This is a genomic window from Actinomadura rupiterrae, assembly GCF_024172125.1.
Classification (GTDB): Bacteria; Actinomycetota; Actinomycetes; order Streptosporangiales; family Streptosporangiaceae; genus Spirillospora; species Spirillospora rupiterrae.
Genome location: NZ_JAMZEA010000007.1, coordinates 89,231 through 109,932, shown reverse-complemented (window position 1 = coordinate 109,932; position 20,702 = coordinate 89,231). Strand labels below are relative to the sequence as shown.

Annotated in this window: 18 protein-coding genes; 6 read left to right on the top strand and 12 right to left on the bottom strand. The window is 73.9% G+C overall.

The genetic code is table 11. From position 1 onward, the window contains the following. Window positions 1-3 precede the first annotated feature (3 nt). From FHU30_RS24815 to FHU30_RS24805, 3 genes are all read left to right on the top strand, one after another. Window positions 4-867, top strand: coding sequence for an ABC transporter permease (locus FHU30_RS24815; RefSeq protein WP_253879001.1), 864 nt, complete (start codon window positions 4-6; stop codon window positions 865-867). Then, complete coding sequence (locus FHU30_RS24810; protein WP_253879000.1) at window positions 864-1,700, top strand: ABC transporter permease; 837 nt, start codon at window positions 864-866, stop codon at window positions 1,698-1,700. Before FHU30_RS24815 ends, FHU30_RS24810 begins: the two co-directional genes overlap by 4 nt. 121 nt (window positions 1,701-1,821) lie before the next feature. After that, window positions 1,822-3,234: an NAD(P)/FAD-dependent oxidoreductase gene (locus tag FHU30_RS24805; protein WP_253878999.1), complete on the top strand. Its 1,413-nt coding sequence runs from the start codon at window positions 1,822-1,824 to the stop codon at window positions 3,232-3,234. Window positions 3,235-3,295: 61 nt separating this feature from the next. On the opposite strand, the gene FHU30_RS24800 is transcribed toward FHU30_RS24805, so the two are convergent. After that, window positions 3,296-4,093 (bottom strand): putative protein N(5)-glutamine methyltransferase, encoded by a 798-nt coding sequence (locus FHU30_RS24800; protein WP_253878998.1) that lies wholly within the window; start codon window positions 4,091-4,093, stop codon window positions 3,296-3,298. Window positions 4,094-4,137: 44 nt separating this feature from the next. Next, window positions 4,138-4,656, bottom strand: coding sequence for a PH domain-containing protein (locus tag FHU30_RS24795; RefSeq protein WP_253878997.1), 519 nt, complete (start codon window positions 4,654-4,656; stop codon window positions 4,138-4,140). 303 nt (window positions 4,657-4,959) lie between these two features. Here FHU30_RS24795 and FHU30_RS24790 point away from each other — a divergent pair, with 303 nt between their 5' ends. Next, window positions 4,960-5,670, top strand: a complete 711-nt coding sequence (locus FHU30_RS24790) for a hypothetical protein (protein ID WP_253878996.1) — start codon at window positions 4,960-4,962, stop codon at window positions 5,668-5,670. Here the strand turns inward: FHU30_RS24790 and FHU30_RS24785 are convergent. The 8 genes from FHU30_RS24785 to FHU30_RS24750 all read right to left on the bottom strand — a co-directional run bounded on the left by FHU30_RS24785 (window position 5,631) and on the right by FHU30_RS24750 (window position 16,676). Continuing rightward, window positions 5,631-6,818 (bottom strand): hypothetical protein, encoded by a 1,188-nt coding sequence (locus FHU30_RS24785; protein WP_253878995.1) that lies wholly within the window; start codon window positions 6,816-6,818, stop codon window positions 5,631-5,633. The genes FHU30_RS24790 and FHU30_RS24785 overlap by 40 nt on opposite strands. A gap of 162 nt (window positions 6,819-6,980) precedes the next feature. Next, a complete protein-coding gene (locus tag FHU30_RS24780; RefSeq protein WP_253878994.1) occupies window positions 6,981-7,823 on the bottom strand; it encodes a glutamate ABC transporter substrate-binding protein in 843 nt (280 codons plus the stop codon). 26 nt (window positions 7,824-7,849) lie between these two features. Continuing rightward, entirely contained in the window at window positions 7,850-9,367 is a 1,518-nt protein-coding gene (locus FHU30_RS24775) for a GlnX family signal transduction membrane protein (protein WP_253878993.1), read from the bottom strand. Continuing rightward, window positions 9,364-10,311: an FHA domain-containing protein gene (locus FHU30_RS24770; RefSeq protein WP_253878992.1), complete on the bottom strand. Its 948-nt coding sequence runs from the start codon at window positions 10,309-10,311 to the stop codon at window positions 9,364-9,366. Before FHU30_RS24770 ends, FHU30_RS24775 begins: the two co-directional genes overlap by 4 nt. A 2-nt stretch (window positions 10,312-10,313) precedes the next feature. Next, entirely contained in the window at window positions 10,314-11,648 is a 1,335-nt protein-coding gene (locus tag FHU30_RS24765; protein ID WP_253878991.1) for a vWA domain-containing protein, read from the bottom strand. Further along, window positions 11,645-13,012, bottom strand: coding sequence for a PP2C family protein-serine/threonine phosphatase (locus FHU30_RS24760; RefSeq protein WP_253878990.1), 1,368 nt, complete (start codon window positions 13,010-13,012; stop codon window positions 11,645-11,647). Before FHU30_RS24760 ends, FHU30_RS24765 begins: the two co-directional genes overlap by 4 nt. A gap of 35 nt (window positions 13,013-13,047) precedes the next feature. Further along, complete coding sequence (locus tag FHU30_RS24755; protein ID WP_253878989.1) at window positions 13,048-15,408, bottom strand: serine/threonine-protein kinase; 2,361 nt, start codon at window positions 15,406-15,408, stop codon at window positions 13,048-13,050. Window positions 15,409-15,470: 62 nt separating this feature from the next. Further along, the gene (locus tag FHU30_RS24750; RefSeq protein ID WP_253878988.1) at window positions 15,471-16,676 is read right to left on the bottom strand and encodes a hypothetical protein; all 1,206 of its coding nucleotides are present in this window, start codon (window positions 16,674-16,676) and stop codon (window positions 15,471-15,473) included. A 324-nt stretch (window positions 16,677-17,000) separates the two neighbouring features. Here FHU30_RS24750 and FHU30_RS24745 point away from each other — a divergent pair, with 324 nt between their 5' ends. Next, window positions 17,001-17,537 carry a helix-turn-helix transcriptional regulator gene (locus tag FHU30_RS24745; protein WP_253878987.1) on the top strand — a complete coding sequence of 179 codons (537 nt, stop codon included), beginning with the start codon at window positions 17,001-17,003 and terminating at the stop codon, window positions 17,535-17,537. Window positions 17,538-17,674: 137 nt separating this feature from the next. Here the strand turns inward: FHU30_RS24745 and FHU30_RS24740 are convergent, their stop codons facing one another. Then, on the bottom strand, window positions 17,675-18,544 hold the full coding sequence (locus tag FHU30_RS24740) for a lysophospholipid acyltransferase family protein (RefSeq protein ID WP_253878986.1): 870 nt from the start codon (window positions 18,542-18,544) through the stop codon (window positions 17,675-17,677). A gap of 140 nt (window positions 18,545-18,684) precedes the next feature. Then, complete coding sequence (locus FHU30_RS24735) at window positions 18,685-19,431, bottom strand: SDR family oxidoreductase (protein WP_253878985.1); 747 nt, start codon at window positions 19,429-19,431, stop codon at window positions 18,685-18,687. A 342-nt stretch (window positions 19,432-19,773) separates the two neighbouring features. Here FHU30_RS24735 and FHU30_RS24730 point away from each other — a divergent pair, with 342 nt between their 5' ends. Next, window positions 19,774-20,610, top strand: a complete 837-nt coding sequence (locus tag FHU30_RS24730; RefSeq protein ID WP_253878984.1) for a TrmB family transcriptional regulator — start codon at window positions 19,774-19,776, stop codon at window positions 20,608-20,610. The last annotated feature ends 92 nt before the right edge of the window (window positions 20,611-20,702 follow it).

The following is a 20,702-nucleotide window of genomic DNA, read 5'->3' as shown; positions in this document are numbered from 1 at the left end:
GCGATGAGGCGGCTGCGCGGGGCCCTCGCCCCGTACCTGATGATCCTGCCGGGCGGGCTGTGGATGGCGGTGTTCTTCGTCGTCCCGCTGGTCTTCATGTTCTCGGTGTCGCTGATGACCGGGAACATCATCGACGGCTTCAAGCAGACCTGGCACTGGCAGAACTACACCGACGGCTTCCACACCTACGGCGACAAGCTGGTCCGGTCGCTCTGGTACGGGCTGCTGGCGACGGTGGCGTGCATCGCGCTCGCCTACCCGGCCGCGTACTGGATCGCGTTCAAGGGCGGGCGGCGCAAGTCGACCTACCTGTTCCTGCTCCTGCTGCCGTTCTTCGTCTCGTTCGTGCTGCGGACGCTGGCGTGGAAGCTCGTCCTGACCGACAACGGGCCGCTGCTCGGGCCGCTGCGGAACCACGGGCTGCTGCCGAGCGACTTCCACGTGCTGGACAGCGGGTTCGCGGTGGTGTCGGGGCTGACCTACAACTTCCTGCCGTTCATGGTGCTGCCGATCTACGTGGCGCTGGAGCGGATCGACTACCGCGTCATCGAGGCGTCCTACGACCTGTACGCGAGCCGGACGCAGGCATTCCTGCGGGTCGTCCTGCCGCTGTCGCTGCCGGGCGTGTTCGCCGGGGTGATCATGACGTTCGTTCCGGTGGCGTCGGACTACGTCAACTCCGAGGTGCTGGGCGGGCCGAACAACGTGATGATCGGCCACATCATCCGCACCGAGTACTTCGACAACAGCTCCTACGCGCTCGCGTCGGCGCTGTCGTTCTCCCTGATGGCGCTGCTGCTCGTCGGGATCTTCGCCTACGCCCGCGCGCTGGGCACCGAGGACGTTCTGGAGGCGGCGGGACGATGACGACCACACTCGGCAAGCCGGCGGCGTCCGCGCCCGCGCCCGCCAAGCGGCGGCGTCGCGCGCGCCGCGACGGGCTCGGGCTGCGGCTCTACACCTGGCTGATCATCGCGTGGCTGATGCTGCCCATCGCGATCATGATCCTGTTCGGGTTCAACGACACCCACAGCAAGCAGAACTTCCAGTGGGAGGGCTTCACGCTCCGCTGGTACCAGCACCTGTTCGACAAGGGCGACCTGACCCGGGCGCTGTGGAACTCGGTCTCGATCGCGCTGCTCAGCACCGTGATCACGACCGTGCTCGGCACGTTCGTGGGAATAGCGCTCGGCCGGTTCCGGTTCCGCGGGAAGGGCGTGACGAACCTGGTGCTGTTCGCCGCGATCTCCTGCCCGGAGATCGTGATGGGCTCGTCCCTGCTGTCCATGTTCGTCAGCCTGGACCTGCCGCGCGGCTACTGGACGGTCCTGATCGCGCACGTGATGTTCTCGATCTCGTTCGTCGCGGTGACCGTCCGCGCCCGGGTGGTCGGCCTCGACCCCAAGGTCGAGGAGGCCGCCAAGGACCTCGGGGCCGGGCCGGTGGAGACGTTCCGGCTGGTCACGCTGCCGATGATCATGCCCGGTGTGCTGTCCGGGGCGCTGCTCGCCTTCGCCCTGTCCATCGACGACTTCGTGATCACCAACTTCACCAGCGGCTCGACGGTGACCTTCCCGCTGTGGGTGTACGCCTCGACCCGCACCGGCACCCCGCCGCAGGTGAACGTGATGGGCACCCTGATCTTCGCTGTCGGCGTCCTGCTGGCCGTGGTCTCGGCCAGGCGCGGCCGCCGCACCTGACCCCGGTCAGGCGCGCACTCCGCACCTGGCCTTCAGAACCGGGGCCGCCGACCAGGCGGCCCCGCATGCAGAAACCCCGCCGCGCCACTCCGGCGCGGCGGGGACCGAGGGAGTTGGAAATGTGAATCCGCTGAGGGCACTCGCCGATGCCGAACCAGGCTCGTACTGGCTCGCGGACGGCGAACGACCCGAACCCGGACCCGCGCTCGTCGGGGACGCCACCTGCGACCTCGCCGTCATCGGCGGCGGTTACAGCGGCCTCTGGACGGCGCTGCGCGCCAAGGAGCGCGACCCGTCCCTGGACGTCGTGGTGCTGGAGGCCGACCGTGTCGGCGGCGCCGCGTCCGGACGGAACGGCGGCTTCTGCGCCGCCAGCCTGACGCACGGCATCGGCAACGGCATGGAGCGCTGGCCGGACGAGATGCCCGTGCTCGAACGCCTCGGCATGGAGAACCTGGCCGCGATCGGCGACACGCTCACCCGCTACGGCATCGACGCCCAGTGGGAGCGGACGGGCGAGATGGCCGTCGCGACCGAGCCGTGGCAGGTCGGCGGCCTGCGCGAGGAGGTCGAGGTCGCCGCGCGGCTCGGGCGCGAGCTTACCCCGCTGGACGCCGACGAGGTCCGCGCCCAGATCGGGTCCCCGACCTACCTGGCCGGGCTGTGGGACAAGGACGGCGTGGCGATGGTCCACCCGGCGCGGCTCGCCTGGGGCCTCGCTGAGGCGTGCCGCTCGCTGGGCGTCCGCGTCCACGAGAACACCCGCGTCACCGGGATGTCGTCCGACCGGCGCGGGGACATGAAGATCCGCGGCGCGTACGGGTCGGTGACCGCCCGCCGCGTCGCGCTCGCGACCGGCGCGTTCCCGCCGCTGCTGCGCCGCCTGCGGTACTTCCTCGTCCCGGTGTACGACTACGCGCTGGTCACCGAGCCGCTGACCCCGGCGCAGAAGGACGCGGTCGGCTGGCACGCCCGGCAGGGCGTCGGCGACAGCGCCAACCAGTTCCACTACTACCGGCTCACCGCGGACGACCGGATCCTGTGGGGCGGCTACGACGCGATCTACCACTACGGCAACGGCGTGCACGCCGAGCTGGAGCGGCGGCCGCGCACGTTCGCCACCCTCGCGCGGCACTTCTTCACCACGTTCCCGCAGCTCGAAGACGTCCGGTTCAGCAACGCGTGGGGCGGCGTCATCGACACGTGCAGCCGGTTCAGCGCGTTCTACGGCACCGCGCAGTCCGGACGCCTCGCCTACGCCGCCGGGTACACCGGCCTCGGCGTCGGCGCGACCCGGTTCGGCGCGGACGTCATGCTCGACCTGCTCGGCGTCGGCCTGAAGCCCGGCGAGCAGACCGAGCGGACGCGGCTGCGGATGGTGCGGTCCAAGCCCGTCCCGTTCCCGCCCGAGCCGCTCCGGTACGGCGTCATCGAGCTGACCCGCCGCGAGATCGCCCGCGCCGACCGCAACGCCGGACGCCGCGGACCGTGGCTCGGCCTCCTCGACCGCCTCGGCCTCGGCTTCGACAGCTGACGCCGGCGTCCGCCCTGCCCGGCCGGCTGATCAGCGCCCGTAGGCGAGGACGGCCGGCGGGCTAGGGGTTGCGGCCGATGATGACGGTGGCGTTCCAGTCCTCGTCGGTGGCGATGCGGGGCTCCAGGCCGCCTTCGGCGAAGGCGGCCTGGGCCGCGAGCGCCTGGCGTTCGCTGGTCTCGCTGAGCAGGTGGCCGCCGGGGGAGAGCCACGCGGCGGCCTCGGCGGCGACGCGGCGCAGGACGCCGAGACCGTCGTCGCCGCCGTCCAGCGCGACGCGGGCCTCGTGGTCGCGGGCCTCGGACGGCAGCAGCCCGATCTCACCGGACGGCACGTACGGGACGTTCGCGAGCAGGATGTCGATGCGTCCGCGCAGGTCAGCGGGTAGGGCGTCGAACAGGTCGCCTTCGTGGACGCTGCCTGGCACGTTCCGGCGCGCGCAACGCACTGCGGCCGGGTCGATGTCGGCGGCGTGCAGCTCGACGTGTCCGGACGCTCCGGCTGCCAGGGCCGCGCCCAGCGCGCCGGCACCGCAGCACAGGTCGACGATCACGGGGTCGCGTCCGGCCAGGGCGGCGGCCTCGCGGACCAGGAACTCGGTGCGGCGGCGCGGGACGAAAACACCCCGGTCGACGGAGATGCGCAGGCCGTGGAACTCGGCGAAGCCGACCACGTGCTCCAAGGGTTCGCCTTCGGCGCGGCGCGTCACCATCGCGTCCACCTCGTCCGGCGAGGACGCGGCGGACAGGATCAGCTCGGCCTCGTCCTCGGCGAAGACGCATCCGGCCTTGCGCAGGCGGACGGTGACGTCCTCGGCGAGGCGGGCCCGCTCGTCCCCGGGGGTGGTGGCGCGTTCCATGGGCCCATCCTGCCAGCGCGGACGGGCGGTCCGGCACGGCGCCCCTAGTCGGGCGCCGCGTCCCGCGAGCCGAAGACCAGGGACGAGACCTCCAGGTAGAGCTGCTCCGGGTACGGCATGTAGGTGACGTGGTCGAAGCCCTGGTTCTGGCCCGCCGACTCGATCAGGAACTCGCCGTAGCCCATCATCCGGCCGAGCACCGACCGGTCGAACCGGATGTCGGTGACCTTGGCGAGCGGCATCATCGCGACCTTGCGGTTCAGCACGCCGGTGATCAGCATGATCCGGTGCTCGGTGACCAGGAAGAACTGGATCGACCAGGCGAACACCTTCCAGACCAGGTAGCCGAGCGAGGCCACCCAGAGGAACCAGACCCAGGCGAAGCCGGTGAGCGCGTTCACGGCCGTGCAGGCCACCAGCGCGACGAAGGCGACGACGACCGGGAGCAGCAGCCGCGCCGGATGCTGCCGCACGGCGATGACGTGCCCCTCGTGGTTCATCAGATACCGGTCGACGGTCCGCGATCCGGCGTCCCGGAAGACCATCATGTCCTGCATGTTCATGGCCGCGTCCTCGTCATGATCTGGTGCCCTCAACGGTAGCGGACCCGCACACCCTCGGGCACTGCCCGCGACCGCACACTCCCGCCCGCCCGCCGCCCGTTTCCGCGCGGGCCGGGAGGAGGACGGAGCGCGCTGCTGGGCGCGAGGGGGGCCGGAAGTCCGCGGTTGCAGGGACCGGGGAGGCCCGGGGCGACGACCCCGATCAGATCACCGGAAGCCCGCGGGCGTAAGGGGGCCAGGGGTTTCCCTCGGGTGGCGGGGATTCCCTTGTGCGGTCGGCGCGCGGTCATGATGATGTTGGCCATGGACGCCGCGCGGGAGCCCCGGCCGGGAACCGACTCACCCGTGGGCGCCCGGGGTCCGGACGGCGTGTTCGCCCCAGACGTGACCGGACGGCCCGTCTGGCGGTTGCTCGTCCGCGGGATCGGCGTGTACCTGCCCGGCTGGTCCGAACCGCCCGGGACGTTCACCGTCGCCGTCCCCAACGGCCGCAGCGCGTTCGGCGCGCCCCCGCAGGACGGGTTCGGCGGCGTCCCCTGGGACGTTCCCGAAACGGCGCTGCCCCCGGGTTTCGGGCCGCCCGCGTTCGTCGCGGGCGAGGCCGGTTTCGGCCTGCACCTGCCGGACCGCCGCAAGGGGCTGGAGCCCGACCGCGAGATCTACGTGCGCGGCCAGGAGAACCCGAGCTTCGGCATCGTCATCGCCGGGCCCGCCTCGGCCGTCGGCAGCCGCGTGGTGGACGCCGAGAGCCTCGTCCGGTTCGCCCGGAAGCTGACCTTCGAGGAGCTGTTCGAGCCGGGCGACGCGTCCTCGGTGCCGTACGCGGTGCGCGCCGCGCGGGCGGTGCAGAACGTGGTGCTGCTCGACCGCGGGGCCGGGGTCGGGCTGTGCGCGGAGGCCGGCGGCGAGTCCGGCGCGGCGCGCTGCCCGGTGTTCGTGCGGCTCGGCGGGCCCGCCGACCGGACCGTCCGCGCCTACGCGCTCGCGCCCCAGGCGGTCAGCTCCCACAGCTGATGCGTCGGCAGCCGGCGCAGCCGGACGATCGCGGTCGACGGGTCCCAGAACACCTCGTCGTTCTCCAGCTCCAGGGACTGCCCCGGGTCGAGCACGGCCGCGACCAGCTCCTCCCGCGTCCGGACGGCGAGCAGCGGCCCGATCTGCGCGACCGCGCCCGCGCTCTCGTACAGGACGCGCAGCAGCGACTTCAGCGCCGCCTCGTCCTCGGGCGCGCGGCCGAGCGCGGGTGAGGCGCCGGGGTCGCGGCTGAGCCCGCCGGGCGGCGCGGGCGACCCGCCGTTCGGCAGGTCCGCGCCGGTGGAGATCAGCAGCGCGGTGAACGCCCCGGCCAGCTCCTCCATCCGGCGGCCGCCGAGGAAGTAGCGGCGGTGGTCCGGGACGCCGGGGCCCGCGCCGTCGGCGTCCTCGACCGTCCGGAACCGCACCTGGAGGCCGTTGGCGCGCAGGCACGCCTCGTACATCTCGCCGAGGATGTCCTGGAGCTGCTCGTCCCGGCTCCACAGCCGTCCGGTCGCGGTGACCGACAGGCCGTCGCCGCCGACCCGCGGACGCCCGGCGAGCGCGGACGACACGGCGCTGTCCAGCTCGCCCTCGGTGTACTGGAGCAGCTCGGCGACGACGTCCTCGACGTCCTCCAGGGTGCGGGTGAGGGCGCGCTGGAGCTCCAGCATCTCGGCGCCGCCGCGCTCGACCTCGGTGAGGCGCGCGATCGCCTCGTCCACCCGGCCCGCGACCGCCGCGCCGCCCCCGGCGGTCACCGCCCGCACCGAGGTCTCCATCTCGGCGAGCTTGCGGCGCAGCGCGGCCAGCGTGACCCGCTGCTGCTCCAGCTCCTGCAGCCGGCCCGACTGCGAGCGCAGGTAGGTGTCGGCCTGGTGGACGAACCGGGCCAGCTCCTCGACCTGCCCGGAGTTGTCGCGCAGCCGCGAGTCGAGCGCGGGCAGCACGTCCCGCTTCACCCGCGACAGCTCGGCGGTGAGCTGCTCGCCGACCGTGACCAGCACGCTGTTCTGCTTGGTGACCTGGTCGTTCAGCTCGTCCACCCGGCGGGCGAAGGCGCGCGCCTGCTCCTTGCTCTGCCGCCCCGCCCACAGCTCCATCGACCCGACCACGACGCACAGCACCACCAGGACGAGCGTCGTCATGGCACCCCTCTGGCCCGCGGTAGACGTTTCCGGCACGCTTTAGATCGCGACCATAACTTACGATCACCGGACGCCACCGGCACTTACGTAACCGATGGATCTCAGTGACCGGCTGGTCTCATTCGACCGAATTCCTCCGCGGGATCGCCCGCCGGCGGTGCCCTACTCGCAGCCCTCGAACTGCGGCACCGTGCTGGTGAAGTCGAGGCCGCTCGACCCGAACTGCGCCTGCAGCAGCTTCGCCGGGATGCCCTGCTGGTACATCTGCGTGATCGCCTTGTTGACCGCCTCGCAGCCGTCCACATCGCCCTGCTTGATGCCGACACCGTACGGCTCGTCCGAGAAGGGGGCGTTGACCAGGCGCAACGCCGGCCCGCCGCCGCGCTGGTTCTGCGCGTACAGCCCGGCGAGGATCAGGTCGTCGGTCGAGACCGCGTCGAGCCGTCCGGTGGTGAGCGCGTCGAGGCAGTCCTTGTACCCGCTCGCGCTCACCGCGACGGCCGGGACGCCGCGCTCCTTGGTGACGCGCGGGAACGAGACCGACCCCGGCACCTGGCACACCTTGCGGCCCGCCAGATCGTGGACGGTCTTCACGCGGCCACCATCGGCCGCGCGCACGAGGATGCTCTGGTGCGCGACGTAGTACGGCCCGGCGAACGAGACCTGCGTCTTGCGCTCGGGCGTGATCGAGTAGCTGCCGACGACGAGGTCGACCGAGCCGTTCCGGAGCATCGTCTCGCGAGTCGCCGACGTGATGGTCTTGAACTCGACGTCGTGCGCGTGCATGAACCGCGCGATCTGCCGCGCGATCTCGATGTCGAAGCCCTGGTAGGAGCCGTCCGGCTGCTGCGTGCCGAGCCCCGGCTGGTCCTTGTTCACGCCGATGACCAGCTTGGTCTTGTGCGCCACGGACGACTCCGAGGCGCCCGCGATCCCGCACGCCGCCGCCAGCGCCGCCGACGCGGCCACCGCCAGCGCCGCCGCTCCGTACCTCAGTCCCCGCATCGTCCGCCCCCTCGTTCCGCGTCCGCTCATCGGTACTCCGCCAAGCGGGGTCGGATTCCGGCGACGAGCAGCAGCAGGACGACCAGGCCCGCGACCGGCAGCACGTACTGCCAGCCCTTCGTGCCGCCCTTGCCGTCCTTCATGGCCTTGTCGAACGTCGCCTGGTGGACGGCCGCCAGCTTGACCACGCTCTTGTCGTAGGACGTGTAGTCGGTAGCGGCCTGCCCGGTCTGCAGCGCGATCGCGTCGTCGCGCTGCCCGTGCGCCACCAGGTCGCGCATCTGCCGGTCGTTCTGCTGGAAGCGCTGGAACCCGTGCAGGACGTCGTTCAGCCCCTCGATGCTTCCGCCCGGACGGCGTCCCTCATCACCGAGGAACCCGAGCAGCGGCTTGTCCCGGGGGCTTTGCAGCGTCCCCAGTCCCTTGACCCCGTTCTGGTAGTCGGCGAGGTTGTCGGCCTTCAGGTACAGGACGGTCTGGGACTTGCTCTGGAAGACCTGCTCGTAGGTGTCGGCGCGTCCGGGGTCGAGCAGGAACCGCGTCTGGTCGGCCTGCGCGCTGTTGCCGATCGCGCGCGCACGAGCCAGCGCCAGGATCGAGTCGAACCCGTCGTGCTTAGCCTTGGCGAGCGACGACGCCTCACCCGAGAGCATCGTGGCCGTCCAGGCGACGACGACCAGCACCGCGACCGTCGTCAGCGCGAGCGGCAGGTTCAGCAGGCGCCGGAACCGGCGCGTCATGAACAGCTGGAACCCGCCGAGCAGCACCAGCAGGACGAACCCGACGACCAGCACGACGGTCCGCCCGGTCAGGACGGCCGAGCGCTTGTCCTCGTAGGTGTGCCGGACGATCGTCCCGTTGTCGAGCGTCAGGTTGTACGCCTGCGGCAGCAACTCCAGCTTCATCAGGTCGGTCGCCTGGCGGTAGAGCTGCGTGACGGCCGCGGACGGCGGGCCCGCCGCGTGCGGCGACCGCTGGTCCAGCAGCAGCGCCTGCCCGGCGAGCCGCTCGTAGCGGCCGAGCGCGTCCAGCAGCGACCGCGCGGTCTGCTTCTCGGTGTCGTCGCGGGCGAGCCGGGCCGCCTCGACCAGGGCCTTGTCGGCCTCGCTGCGGCTCCCGTCGTAGCGGGTGAGCGCCTGGTCGCGGTCGGCGGCGTGCGCGGGCCCGGCGCCGACCAGCAGCGCGTGTGCGAGCTGCGCGTCCATGTCGGTGAGCCGGAAGTACAGGTCGCCGGTCGCGATGACCTGCGGACCCGCCGTCCCGATCACCTTCACGCCGGTGCGCGCGTCGTGCACCGCGTTCCAGGAGAGCAGGAGCAGGCCCGCGAGGACGACCACGACACCGGCCGACAGCGCCCGGATCCGTCCGGAGTTGGTGCGCGGCACGGCCCGGCGGATGCCCCGGCGCGGCGGCATGGCGGCGGCTCGCGCGCGCACGTCGGCGAGCCCCGGCCGGACGCTCCCGGACGGGACGGGCGGCGCGGGCGGCCCGCCCTGGGGCGCGGGCGCGGGAGGCGAGGCTCCCTGCTGCTGGACGGCCGTCATGGCGTCCCGCCTCTCGTGAGGGTGATGGTCGTCCAGGCCCCGACGTGGACGCGGTCGCCCTCGCCCACCGGGACCTCCACGTTGTTCGGGATCGGCTGGGTCGAGCCGTTCACGCACGTGCCGTTGGCCGAGCCGGGGTCGACCAGCGACCAGCGGCCGTCCGGGCGGGCCAGCAGCACCGCGTGGGTGTGCGAGACGCCCGGGTCCTCCGGCGGCTGGCGCAGGTCGATCTGCGGGTCGGTGCCGCGGCTCGGGCTGCGCCGCCCGATCAGCACCCGGTCCCCGGCGAGCGGGATGCGCCGCTCGGGCGCGAACGGCGGGAACACGATGCGCGCCGCGTCCGGGCCGTTCATCGCGATCACCGCGTCGTAGTAGCCCCGGTCGGCCGCGACGACCGCGACCCACCCGGTCTGCGGCGGCCCGGGCTGCGGAGCCGGACCGGGCGGCGGGCCCGGCTGCGGAACCGGACCCGAATGCGGAACCGGACCCGAATGCGGCCCAGGCCCAGGCCCAGGACCGGGCCCGGGACCGGGACCGGGACCCGGATCTGGGCCCGGCGGCGGCCCCGGCTGCGGGCCGGGCGGCGCCGGCGACGGGTTCGGCATCGGCGGGTTCGGCGCGGGCATCGGGTTGGACGGCTCGGCCCCCGCCGGCTGCGGCGCGGGCGGCGGGCCGGGCTGCGCGCTGGGCCGGCGGCCGCCGGTCGCGAAGTCGTAGCCGCACTGCTCGCAGAACCGGTCGGCGGCCGGGGTGCCGCAGTCCGGGCACGGCGAGCCGGGCATGACCATCGCCTGCGTCGACGCGCCCGTGGCCGGGCCCTGACCCGGGCCCGGCGACGGCGCCGCGCCCGCCATCGGCGGCGCGGACGCCCCGCCGATGCGCTCGCCGCACACGTCGCAGTAGTCGTCGGAGCCGGACTGGTGTCCGACCGGGCAGACAGCCATGCTCAGACCTCGGTACGCCGTGTGTTGACCGTCTCGTCCTTGCGCGTCCGGACGGTCTTGGTGGACGTGGTGTCGAGCGACATCTCGTCCGCCTTCTCCACGTTGGCCTTCAGCCGGACGGTGCCGGTGGCCGGGTCCAGGACGTCCACGACCTTGCGCAGCGCCGCGGTGACCGCCTCGTTGCCCGCCTCGTCGGCGAGCTGCACGGCGCGGCCGAGCCGCGCGGTCGCGGTGTCGAGGTCGCCGTCGCGGCGGGCGGTCAGGCCCTCCTGGATCACGTCGGCCAGCTCGGACTGCCCGGTGTAGTGCGCCACCCTCGGGTTGATCTTGGTGGAGAGCGCCTCGTCGTCGGTCCACTGCGCCAGCACGTTGCCGGTGGCGAGCACCTGCGCCTCCTGGCCCGGGCCGCCCGGCACCACCAGCTTCACCCACGCGGCGCGCAGCTCCTTGCCGACCTCGCCGGGCGGCACCTCCACGCAGATCTGGTAGTCGCGGCTCTCCGCGCCCCACGCGCCCAGCGGGTAGTCGCCCGCCTGCGGCCCGGCCTCGGCGCGCATGGACGTGAGGTCCTGGACGTTCGGCATGACCTGCTTGACGAACTTCAGCCGCGCGGTCTGCGGCGTCCACACGCGCAGCGCCACGTCCGCGACGGCCTTGCCCATCGCCGCCTCGGTCATCGCGCGGAAGTCGGCGACCAGGTCGGCGGGGTCGGCGACGATGTCGACGGTGCCGAGCAGCGCGTTGGCGACCTTGCGCAGCTCGGCCACCTCCCAGTCGGTGCCGACGCCGCGGCAGTCGCACACGAACCGGCCGGAGCAGCGGAACAGCACCGCCTCCAGCTCCTCGGCGCTCTCGTGCTGGTTCTTGCCGTCGGTCAGCAGGATCGCGTGCCGGACGCCGTCCTGGTAGGGGTCGAACAGCTGGTCGGCCAGCCGCAGCCAGGAGCCGATGGCCGTGCCGCCCTGCGCGGTGAGCCGGCGCAGCTCCGCCTTGGCCGCCTGCCGGTTCCGGTCGTTGGCCGGCACCAGCGTCGCCTGCTGCGGGAACACCATCTTCGCGCTGTTGGAACCGGACACCACCGCGAACATCACGCCGTCGCGGAGGGTGTCCACGGCGGCCTGCGCGGCGGCGACCGCCGAGCGCAGCTTGGTGTCGGGGTAGGTCATCGACCCGGAGGTGTCGATGATGATGACCTCGGCCGCGCGCGCCGCCGGGGCGGCCGCCGAGACGGCGCCCCCGGCGGACTCGACCGAGACGATGGCGTGCACCTCGCGCCCGCCCTCGGGCAGGAACTTGTTCTGGTCGATCTTCACGGTGAACTGCGGCTGGTCGCTCATCGGGCCTGCTCCGTGCTCGGGGCGGCCGCCATCGGGAGCACGGCCACCGTGATGTTGTCGCGTCCGCCCGCGTCCAGGGCGTGGCGCACCAGGGTCCTGGCCGCGCCGGTCGGGTCGGCGGCCGGGTCCGCCTGCGCGTTGCGCAGCACGGCCGCCAGGTCCTCGGCGCCGGGGAAGTAGTTCCAGAGGCCGTCGCTGCACACCAGCAGCGTGCCGGGGCGGTCCGGCAGGAAGCCGCGGACGTGCGGCCGCACCTCGCCGGCGTCCGCGCCCATCCACGCGGTGATGACGTGCGCGTTCGGGTGCGCCTCGGCCTCCGCCTCGGTGAGCGCGCCGGACGCCACCATGAACGCGGCCCACGAGTCGTCGTCGGTCAGCCGCCGGGACGCCCCGAGGGGGACCGTCTCGGCGTCCGGGGTGGTCGCGTTCGGGTCGTCGGCGGCCAGCTCGGCGGTCATCGCCGCCGCGTTCAGCTCGCCGGTGTCGGCGAGGCCGCCGTCCGCCCCGTCCGCGCGGAGGTCGTCGGCGCTGAGCCAGTAGGCGCGGCTGTCGCCGACCCAGCCGACGGTCACGCCGTCCGGGCCGGTCACCGCGGTGACGAAGGTGCAGGACGGCGCCTGCTCGGGGGAGTCGGCCAGCTCGGCGACGGCGGTCGCCGCGGCCTGCACCGCCGTCCGGACGGCGTCGGCGGGCGTCGCGCCCGCGCCGAGCGCCGACGCGATCTCGGTCGCGGCCGTGTCGGCGGCGGCGCGCGAGGCCGTCTCCGGACGCGGCGACGACCCGACCCCGTCGCACACCACGGCGGCGACGCCGGTGGGGTGCGGGGCGATCGCGAACGCGTCCTCGTTGCGCGCGTACCGCTTGCCCCGGTCGCTCACCCCCGCGACGGGGCCGCCCGGCGTCCGCACCTCGACCTCCAGGTGGTCGCGGTCGGCGGGCTGCTTCAGCCCGCAGTGCTCGCAGTAGCCCTCGGCGTCCACCGCCGCCTCCCCGCAGCCCACGCACTCGGCGCCGCCGGACGGGCGGGGCGCGCCGTTGCCGGGCCGGCCGGCGATCAGCTGGTGGCCGCAGTTCTCGCAGAACGCCTCGCCCGGGTACACCACCACCCCGCACTGCGGGCAGGACAGTTCAGCGGGTTTCACCGCATTCTGCTCCACCAGCGCGGCCGCGTCCCCTGCGGTCCCCTCGCCGGGCGGTTCGTTCGCGGCCGGAATGCCCTGCGCCTGGCCGGGTCGCTCTTGCGCCTGGCCGGGTCGGCCCTGCGCCTGATCAGGTCGGCCCTGCGCCTGGCCGGTTCTGCCGTGCGACGCGTCAGCGGCGGTCTCGTTCGCTTCCACAGCGGTGTCGTTGCCCTCCCCGTTCATGTCCCCGTTCCCGTCCCCAGCACCGTAGGGCCCGTTCACAGCATCGTCCGCGGCCGGACGGCGTTGGCGGCGTCCACGAGCAGCCGCTTCTCCTCCCGGTCCCGGGTGAGCCGCGCGAGCGCCCGGTACGTCCCCTCCAGCCGGCGGCGCAGCGGCAGCTCGGCCAGCGGCACGCCGAACAGCTCCCCGCCGCCGGCCGCCGCGCCGCCCGGACCCGCGCCGGGCGCGGACCCGTTCAGCGTCCAGTCGAGCGCGGCCTCCAGCACCTCGGCGGCGAGCAGGTCGCGGCGCTCCCCGGCCAGGTCCAGCCCCTCCAGGCGGCGCGCGGCGGCGACCAGCTCGCCCGGCGTCAGCCGGTCGGCCGGACGGCCCCGCACCGCGACGCCGACCGCCGCGACCTGCGCCGGGACGAACCGGATCGAGGTCGGCGGCACCGACTCCAGCACCGCGACCGCGCCCGGACGGTCGTCCGCCGCGAGCTTCATGCGCGCCAGCCCGAACGCGGCGTTGATGTGGTTCCGGTCGGTGCGCCAGACCGTCTCGTACAGGCGCGCGGCGTCCTGCGGAGCGCGGTGCTCGCGGCACGCGGCCAGCGCCATCTTCGGCGCCAGCTCGCCGGGCATCAGCGAGTACAGCCGGTCGAACGCGGAGTCGGCCTGCTCGACCTGGCCCGCCGCGAGCAGCGCGACCGCCCGGTACCAGTCGATCCGCCAGTCGTGCGGCCGCTCGGTGGCGACCTCCTGGAGCAGCGCGTACGCGCTGTCCAGCTCGCCCAGCTCGATCCGGACCCGGGCCAGCGTCAGCTTCACCTCGGCCGTCCGCTCGGGCGCGCCCTCGACCGTCACGGCGAGCTGCGCGGGCTCCAGCGCGGTCAGGCCCGCGAGGAATCCGGCGGCCGGGTCCGAGCCGTCCACCAGCGGGACGGGCAGGGACGCGGCCAGCTCGGCGGGCGTGAGCGCGGGCAGCGCCGAACCGCCCGCCTCGCCGGACGCGGTGGCCGCCGACGCGAACCGCTCCGGGCCGAACAGCCCGGACGCGGCGGCGCGCGGATGCCCGTCCTCGGAGGCGAGCACCTCGCGCAGCACGCCGAGCAGCTGGTCGGCCATCTCCTCGGCGTCCTGGAACCGCTGGTCGGGGTCCAGGTGCGTGGCGCGGCGCAGCAGCCGGTCGTACGACTCGTACCGGGCCAGCAGCGGCACCTCGGCGCGCGGCGGGATCCGGTCGCTGTAGGTGCTGGTGTAGCCCTTGAACGGGAACGTCATGACGGCCAGCGCGCGGCCGACCGTGTACAGGTCCGAGGTGACCGACGGGCCGCGCTCGGCGATCTCGGGCGCCTGGTAGCCGACCGTGCCGTAGATCGCGCCGTCCGGGTTGTCCAGCCGCCGGACGCCGCCGAGGTCGATCAGCCGCAGCTGCTCCTCGGACTGGATCACGTTGTCCGGCTTGAAGTCGCAGTACACCAGCCCGCTCGCGTGCAGGTAGGAGAACGCGCGCAGCACCTCCAGCGCGTACGCGATCGCCTGCGCCACGGGCAGCCCGTCCTGGTTCACCGTGTTGCGGTGCTCCAGCAGGATGTCCTTGAGGGACTTGCCGCCGACGTACTCCATGACGATGTACTCGTCGCCGGCGTGCTCCACGAAGTTGTAGATCTTGACGATGTTCGGGTGCTCGGCCGTCGCGAGGAACTCCCGCTCGGCCTCCGCCGCCTCGCGCGCGTCCGCGTCGCCGGTGTTGAGCAGGCCCTTCAGCACCACCCAGCGGCCGTTGACCCGGTGGTCGCGGGCGAGGTAGATCCAGCCGAGCCCGCCGTGCGCCAGGCAGCCGAGCACCTCGTACTGGCCCAGCACCATGTCGCCGGGGTTCAGCTTCGGCTTGAACGAGAACTCGAACCCGCACTTGGGGCAGAAGCCCTCGGTGCGCCCCGGGCGGTCGCCGCGGCTGCGCCCGACCTTCTCGCCGCAGTTGCCGCAGAACCGCCGGTTCTCGGGAACCTCCGGGTTCTGCCGGACGGCCGTCACCGGGTCCCGGTACGGCACGCGCGGCACCTCGACCAGGCCCGACCCGAGCTGCCCGCGCCGTCCCGACCCGCGTGTCCTGCCGGTGCCGCCCGTCCCGACGCCTCCGGTCATCACGCTGCCGGACGCGAAACTGCCGGACGAGCCGCTCGGACGCGTGACCGGGACCTGCCCGGACGGCGTCGTCCCCGCCGAGGGGCCGGAGCCCGTCCCCGGCGCGGGGACGGGCGACTCCTCGGCCGCGTGGCCGCAGACGTCGCAGTAGCCGTCCTGGATGGTGCCGGCGCAGCCGGGCCGCGCGCAGCGGCGCGGACCGGCCGGCTGTCCGGCTTGCGGCGGTTGCTGTGCCGCTGGGGGAGGCGTGCCTTGCGAGGGGGGCATGCCACATATGACGCAGTAACCGTCCTCGACGTTTCCGGCGCAGCCGGGCTGCGTGCACGGGATCATCGGTCGGCTCCCTTCGCCCGCGAGTTGACGGCCTGCTGGTATCCCGACAGCGCCACGGTCGCGGCGCGCAGGTCGCAGGGGGACGTCCAGAGCAGCTCGCGGGCCCGCTCGTGGATCGTCTGGATCTCGGCGTCCTCGGCCAGGCCCACGCGGGCGGCCTTGACGCGGTAGGCGGCGAGCCGCCCGCGCAGCTCCTCGCGGCGCTCCAGCAGCCCGGCGGCGAGGTCGCGGTCGTGCTGGGCGCGGGCGCGGGCGTCGGTCGCGGCACGTTCCAGGTCGGCGAGGCGTTCGGCCAGGTCGTCCCAGCGTCCGGTCGCGGGCAGGTGCCGCAGCGCCGCCAGCCGGTCGGCGAGCGCGGCCGCCGCATCGGACGGTTCGGGCAGCCCAGGCGAGGCGATCTTCTCCAGGGCCTCGGCGCGGACGCGCAGGGCCTCCTCGTGCGCCTGCCGGACTTCGGCGATCAGGCTGTCGGCGGCGGCGAGCCGGGTGGCGAAACCGTCGCGCAGTTGCGCGGCGCCGCGGAGCCGCGCCACGACCTCGTCCAGGCGGCGGGACAGCTCGGTCAAGCCCGACGTGTCCGGCGCGGAGTTCCTCACCAGCGACAGCGGATCGGCGCGGACGGCGTGACCAGCCTCGGCCACTTCGCGTCCCAGGCCGTCCAGGTCGGCGACGGGCAGTTCGAGCGACGCGGCGAGCGCGGCGGCCTCGCGGTGCTTCGACTCGACGGCGTCGAGCGCGGGTAGTAGCGCCGACCACGCCGCGTCCACCGCGGCGACGTCGTGCGCGACCTCGTCATAGAGCGCGGTCATGCGCTGCACGGCCGCGTGCAGGGTCAGCCGCGTGGGACGGGGACCGCCCAGCAGGCCGCGCTTCTCCAGCGGCACCTGCTCCGGTTCCAGCTCGACGGATTTCCCGTACAGCATCCGGGTCAGGTCGGCGAGCTGGGACGGCTTCGGACGCGGGTGCCGCTCGCGCAGCTGCTCGGCGTCCGCGAGGACGTTCCGATAGCGGTCGAACAGCTGCCACAACCGCGCCATCCGGTCGGCGACGCGCGCCTGGAGCTCCGCGCTCGCGCCGGTGAGGGACGCGCCGTCCAGCATGCGGTGCCCGGGGTGCGCGTCGAGGTCGAGCAGGCCCGCGCCGATGCGCTCCCGCTCGTCCCGCAGGCGTTCGAGCGCCCCGTCGGCCTCCTGCTTCGTCATGAGCCGACCGAGCTCCGCGTCAGCCAACGCGGCTCCCCAGCACGCCCATGTCGCCCCCGAATATCCCAGGATGATGCCGTTTTGAGGGATCAGTGTTCCCCATGCGCGGGCGCCACCTCAAGGGGAAGCCCGGCCGCTGCCGGACGACCGCGTCAGGCGGACGGTCGGCAGGTGTCGGACGACCACGTCAGGAGACACCCGGCCGGCGCCGGACGGCCACGTCGGAAGGACCGCCGACCGGCGCCGGACGGCCACGTCGGAAGTACCGCCGACCGGTGCCGGACGGACCGGCGAAATGTCGGTGTTCGAACATATAATCGAACCATGGCGAACGTCGCGACCCCCAGCTCCGGCCGGACCACCACCGGTCCCGCCACCGACGCGCTCTTCGAGGCCCCCGAGCCCACCCTGACCGCGGCGGAGATCGCCTCCCTCGCGCTCTCCCTCGCCCACCTCGGCGCGGGCCCGCAGGCGGCCACCGCCCGCCGCGCCCTCCGCCACCTGATGCCGCCCGGCGCCGACCGCGACGAGGTCGTCGCCACCACCCTCGCCACCCTCACCGACCCGCTCGACGCGTCCACCGCCGACCGCGCCCGCGTGGTCGCCGCCGCCATCACCGAGCACCGCGTCGTCCGGCTCTGCTACGGCGACGCCGGCGCGCACGTCACCATCCGCGAGGTCGAGCCGGTCACCTGCCTCGTCCACCGCGACCACTGGTACCTCGTCGGCTGGTGCCGGCTCCGGCGGGGCGTCCGCGCGTTCCGCTTCGACCGCATCCTCGCCGTCGAGTCGACCGGAATGCCGTCCCGCCCGCGCCGCGCCGAGCGCTACCTCCCCTTCCAGCGCCGCCGCGCCGCCTGACCCGAACGACGTGAACCGGGGCCGCCGGATTCGAGCGGCCGACCGAACGGTTCGAACGAGGCGGTCTGAGTCGAGGCCCGGCCTCGCACGATGTGCGGGGCCGGGCCGCTCCGCGGACGGCGGCAGGGCGGGTTCGCTCAGCGGACGGCGGGCAGGGCGCGCGCGGTCCGGGTGATGGTCCTGCTCAGGCGGCGCAGGGGAGTGCGCCCACGGTCGGCCGCCTGCTCCTCGCGCAGGCCGTCGATGATCTCCTGGACGGACTTGCGGGCCAGGTCGCGCACCTCGGTGACGGCCAGGTCGTCCTGCTCGCGGCCTTTCCACGGCGCGGTGTCGATGGGCGTCCCGAAGCGGAAGTAGAGGCGCTCGGGACGCGGGACGAGCGTGGGCCCGATGCCGCGCGACAGCGGCATCATGATGTCGTCGCGTCCCCTGGCGCGGTCGCCGAGCACGGACCGGGTGAGCGCGCGGGCGGGCGCCAGCAGCCTGCTGTCGGAGTCCAGGACGGTCGTGAACATCTCCTCGGCGCCGACCGAGCCGAACGGGACGATCGGGCAGCCCGCCTCGACGGCCAGCCGGGCGAAGCCGAGCCGCCGCTCCCACTGCAGCTGGTAGCACTCGTGCCGGGCGCGGGTCGCCTCGCGCGCGCCGCCGGGGAAGACGACGACCATATGGCCCTCGTTCAGCAGGGCGCGGCAGTTGTCGCGGGTGCCGTCGACCGAGCCGCCGAGGTCCATCACGCGGCGCCAGCCGGGGATCCGCCAGTGCGCGTGGTCGGCGAGCGAGCGCACCCACACGCCGCGCCGCCGGTGGATCTCGAAGAAGATCAGCGGCGCGTCCACCACGCCGTACAGGGTGTGGTTGCCGACCAGCAGGGCCGGGCCCGACTCCGGCAGGTTCTCCAGGCCGTGGAAGACCGGGGAGGTCCAGGCGCGCCAGGGGCGCAGGGCGAGGTCGGCGGCGCGGATGAGGTGCTCGGACGGCTGGGTCCAGGCGGCAGGGGAGGCCATGCCGCGCATGCTAAGCGAAACCGACCAAGCGCTTGACGCAGCTGTCAGCACCGCTGGCAGCGCCGCAGGTCGCGGCCGCTGTGAAAGTTGTCACAACATGAGTATGACCCGGCGGCTTGCCAACCGGCCAGACCCGAGTCTCAGAGCAGGCCGGCGTACTCCCCGCCGTCCACGGTGATGGCGCTGCCGGTGACGAACCGGGCCTGCTCGGAGCAGAGGAAGGCGACGAACGCGCCGAAGTCGGCCGGGTCGCCCACCGTCCCGGTCGGGATGCCGCCCGCGACCGCGTCCAGGTCGCCGCCGCGCAGCGAGCGCAGCCGCTCGGTGGCGTGGTAGCCCGGCTGGAGCGAGTTGACGGTCACGCCGTCCTTGGCGACCTCCAGCGCGAGCGTCTTGAGGAAGCCGGTGGCCCCGGCCCGCGCCGTGTTGGACAGGATCAGCGTCGGGATCGGCTGCCGCACCGAGATCGAGGTGATCCCGACGACGCGTCCCCACCCCTGGTCCTGCATGGCCGGGACGGCAGCCTTGCACATCGCCACGACCGACATCAGGTTCAGGTCGAGCGCGCTCTGGTAGGCGTCCAGAGGGGTGGAGGCGAACCCGCCGGGCGGTGGCCCGCCCGCGTTGGTGACCAGCACGTCCACGCCGCCGAGCGCGTTCTGCGCCTCGCGGACGAACGCGGTCGCGCCCTCGGGCGTGCCGACGTCGGCGAGCACCGGGTACGCGCGGTCCCCGAGCCTGCGCGCGGCCACGGTCAGCCGGTCGCGGTCCCGGCCGCAGATCGCGACCGACGCCCCCTCGGCGACCAGCGCCCGCGCCGCCTCGAACCCGAGCCCGCTGCTGGCCGCCGCCACCGCGGCCCGCCGACCCCCCAGTCCCAAATCCACACCCCGACCCTAGCGTGCCCCCTCCGACCAGCAAGAATGCGACCCCCGCCCCGCGCGGGCCGCGTGGCGGGGGTCGCGCGGGACGACGCTCCGCGGGTGAGGGACCAACTGCGGGTGGGACCGCTGCGCGAGCCGGGGGCCGCGTGGGACGGCGCTGCGCGGGTGGGGGACCAGCCTTCTGCGGGTGGGGTCGGGGCGCGCGGTGGGGGTCGCGTGGGATGAGGCTGCGCGGGTGGGGGGAGCCCTTCTTGGGTGGGGGTTGCTGCGCGGTGTGGGGGCGGTTGAGGGGGGTGGGACGATCTCTCTGTGGGGGTGGGGTGGGGCGCGTAGAGTGGCGGCGATATGGGGTTGCAGGACGTTCTGGAGCACCTTCAGCGGCTCGGGCTCTCGGGTTACGAGGCCAAGGCGTACGTGGCGCTGGTCGCGGCCGGGCGGCCGGTGAACGGGTACGAGGTCGCCAAGCGGTCCGGGGTGCCGCGCAGCACGGTCTACGAGACGCTCGGGAAGCTGGTGGCGCGGGGCGCGGCGTTCGAGCTGCGCGGGGCGACGGACGCGACCGAGTACCTGCCGCTGCCGCCCGCCTCGCTGCTTGACCGGATGCGCCGCGAGTTCGACGGGTCGGTGGCGGTGCTGGAGACCGCGCTGCCCGCGGTGGTCGCCGAGCCCGAGCAGCACATGATCCACAACCTCAAGGACGGCGGGGCCATGCTCGCCCGGGCCGGGGACGTGCTGGCGGGCGCCCGGCGGGATGTGTTCCTCTCCCTGTGGCCCGAGGAGCTGGAGCACCTTGGCGCGCGCGTGCACGAGGCGGCCGGGCGCGGCGTTGACGTCTCGCTGATGTCGTTCGGCACGGACGTGCCGGACGGCACGCTGCCCGGCAACGTGTACGTGCACCGGTACTCCGCGCCCGAGGCCGTCCTCCAGGATCTCGGCTACCGGCTCATCGTCGTCGTGGGGGACCGGCGCGAGGCCGTCGTCGGCGGCTTCGGCGCGGACGGGTCGGCGTGGGGCATCTACACCGCCGATCCGGCCGTCGCGCTGATGGCCGCCGAGTACGTCCGGCAGGACATCGCGCTCCAGATCCTCGCCGAGCGGGTGGGGGCCGCCGAGCTCAACCGGCTGTTCGACACCGACCCCGGCCTCCTGCGCCTGCTCGGACGCACACCTTCGCGGCCTTGAGGAACGCGGACCGAGACTTTGTCCGGTCCTTGCGCGCACCTCTCCCGCCCGTTGCCGCCGACTTTGGAAGATCTCCCCGGGGCAGCGCGCAT